Consider the following 3,247-nt stretch of genomic DNA (forward strand, 5'->3'; position numbering starts at 1 on the left):
GGACCTGGCAGTGTCCTACTCTCACATGGGGAAACCCCACACTACCATCGGCGCTAATACGTTTCACTTCTGAGTTCGAAATGGAGTCAGGTGGTGCCGTATCGCTATGGCTGCCAGGAAAAACTGGTTAACAATTGTGGAAAATCTGATATCAATGCAATCTAAGAGTAGTGAGCTTTTACTTTTCACTCTACTTGCTTTATTCGTTATGTGCTTGTCATTTCACAACACACCAGCCTAAAGCTTCTTGGGTGTTGTATGGTTAAGCCTCTCGGGCAATTAGTACAGGTTAGCTTAACGCCTTACAACGCTTCCACACCCTGCCTATCAACGTCATCGTCTATAACAACCCTTCCAGAACTTAAAGTTCAGGGATGACTCATCTCTGGGCCGGCTTCCCGCTTAGATGCTTTCAGCGGTTATCCGTTCCGAACGTAGCTACCGGGCAATGCCATTGGCATGACAACCCGAACACCAGCGGTTCGTCCACTCCGGTCCTCTCGTACTAGGAGCAGCTCCCATCAATCATCCAACGCCCACACCAGATAGGGACCGAACTGTCTCACGACGTTCTAAACCCAGCTCGCGTACCACTTTAAATGGCGAACAGCCATACCCTTGGGACCGACTTCAGCCCCAGGATGTGATGAGCCGACATCGAGGTGCCAAACACCGCCGTCGATATGAACTCTTGGGCGGTATCAGCCTGTTATCCCCGGAGTACCTTTTATCCGTTGAGCGATGGCCCTTCCATACAGAACCACCGGATCACTATGACCTACTTTCGTACCTGCTCGACGTGTCTGTCTCGCAGTTAAGCTAGCTTATGCCATTGCACTAACCTCACGATGTCCGACCGTGATTAGCTAACCTTCGTGCTCCTCCGTTACTATTTGGGAGGAGACCGCCCCAGTCAAACTACCCACCAGACACTGTCCACAACCCCGATAAGGGGCCAATGTTAGAACATCAAACATACAAGGGTGGTATTTCAAGGACGGCTCCACACAATCTAGCGACTGTGCTTCGAAGCCTCCCACCTATCCTACACATGTAGGTTCAATGTTCAGTGCCAAGCTGTAGTAAAGGTTCACGGGGTCTTTCCGTCTAGGTGCGGGTACACAGCATCTTCACTGCGATTTCAATTTCACTGAGTCTCGGGTGGAGACAGCGTGGCCATGGTTACACCATTCGTGCAGGTCGGAACTTACCCGACAAGGAATTTCGCTACCTTAGGACCGTTATAGTTACGGCCGCCGTTTACCGGGGCTTCGATCAAGAGCTTCGCTTACGCTAACCCCATCAATTAACCTTCCGGCACCGGGCAGGTGTCACACCCTATACGTCCTCTTGCGAGTTTGCAGAGTGCTGTGTTTTTAATAAACAGTCCCAGCCACCTGGTCACTGCGGCCCTCGTTCGCTCAAGGAGCAAGTCCTATCACGAATAAGGGCGTACCTTCTCCCGAAGTTACGGTACAATTTTGCCGAGTTCCTTCACCCGAGTTCTCTCAAGCGCCTTAGTATTCTCTACCTGACCACCTGTGTCGGTTTGGGGTACGGTTCATATAATCATAAGTTTAGAAGCTTTTCCTGGAAGCAGGGCATCAACAACTTCACTCCCTTGGGAGCTCGTCTCGTGTCTCGACTTTAAGCGTCCGGATTTACCTAAACGCTCGGCCTACACACTTTCACTTGGACTACCAACGCCAAGCTTGTCTAGCCTTCTCCGTCCCTCCATCACTGATTATACAAGTACGGAAATATTAATCCGTTTCCCATCGACTACGCATTTCTGCCTCGCCTTAGGGGCCGACTTACCCTGCCCTGATTAGCATGGGACAGGAAACCTTGGTCTTCCGGCGTGGGAGTTTTTCACTCCCATTATCGTTACTCATGTCAGCATTCGCACTTGTGATATGTCCAGCAAGCTTTACAACTCACCTTCATCCACTTACACAACGCTCCCCTACCCAGCACAGTAAACTGTGCTGCCGCAGCTTCGGTATATTGCTTAGCCCCGTTACATCTTCCGCGCAGGCCGACTCGACTAGTGAGCTATTACGCTTTCTTTAAAGGGTGGCTGCTTCTAAGCCAACCTCCTAGCTGTCTATGCCTTCCCACATCGTTTCCCACTTAGCAATATTTTGGGACCTTAGCTGGCGGTCTGGGTTGTTTCCCTCTCCACGACGGACGTTAGCACCCGCCGTGTGTCTCCCGGATAGTTCTCATTGGTATTCGGAGTTTGCAAAGGGTTGGTAAGTCGGGATGACCCCCTAGCCTTAACAGTGCTCTACCCCCAATGGAATTCGTCCGAGGCTCTACCTAAATAGATTTCGGGGAGAACCAGCTATCTCCCGGTTTGATTGGCCTTTCACCCCCAGCCACAAGTCATCCGCTAACTTTTCAACGTTAGTCGGTTCGGTCCTCCAGTTGATGTTACTCAACCTTCAACCTGCCCATGGCTAGATCACCGGGTTTCGGGTCTATACCTAGCAACTCAACGCGCAGTTAACACTCGCTTTCGCTACGGCTCCGCTATTCGCTTAACCTTGCTACTAAATATAAGTCGCTGACCCATTATACAAAAGGTACGCAGTCACACCACGAAGGTGCTCCTACTGCTTGTACGTATACGGTTTCAGGTTCTATTTCACTCCCCTCACAGGGGTTCTTTTCGCCTTTCCCTCACGGTACTGGTTCACTATCGGTCAGTTAGGAGTATTTAGCCTTGGAGGATGGTCCCCCCATATTCAGTCAAGATAACACGTGTCCCGACCTACTCGATTTCACTGTAAAGCACGCTACGTGTACGGGGCTATCACCCTGTATCGCTCCTCTTCCCAAAGGATTCCACTACACACTAAACAGCTTAAGGGCTGTTCCCCGTTCGCTCGCCGCTACTAGGGGAATCTCAATTGATTTCTTTTCCTAAGGGTACTTAGATGTTTCAGTTCCCCTCGTTCGCCTCGTTACACTATGTATTCATGTAACGATACCTGTAAACAGGTGGGTTTCCCCATTCGGACATCTGTGGCTCAAATGCATTTTGTCGGCTCACCACAGCTTTTCGCAGACTTACACGTCCTTCATCGCCTCTAACTGCCAAGGCATCCACCGTATACGCTTAGTCACTTAACCATACAACCCTAAAAAGCCTTGAGTATCGGCCTCATGTCCGCCTTTTGATGTCGGACAAGGGTAATGTTGTATGCATGACAAGCTAATCGGAAGAATTGCCTTGCTATCT

Annotated in this window: 2 rRNA genes; both read right to left on the reverse strand. The window is 50.2% G+C overall.

What is annotated here, in order from left to right:
* Nucleotides 1–2 precede the first annotated feature (2 nt).
* Nucleotides 3–118, reverse strand: a 5S ribosomal RNA gene (rrf, locus tag O9X84_RS19355).
* 140 nt (nt 119–258) lie between these two features.
* Nucleotides 259–3,138, reverse strand: a 23S ribosomal RNA gene (locus O9X84_RS19360).
* Nucleotides 3,139–3,247 lie beyond the last annotated feature (109 nt).

This window comes from Alteromonas sp. BMJM2 (assembly GCF_027257845.1).
Taxonomy (GTDB): domain Bacteria; phylum Pseudomonadota; class Gammaproteobacteria; order Enterobacterales; family Alteromonadaceae; genus Alteromonas.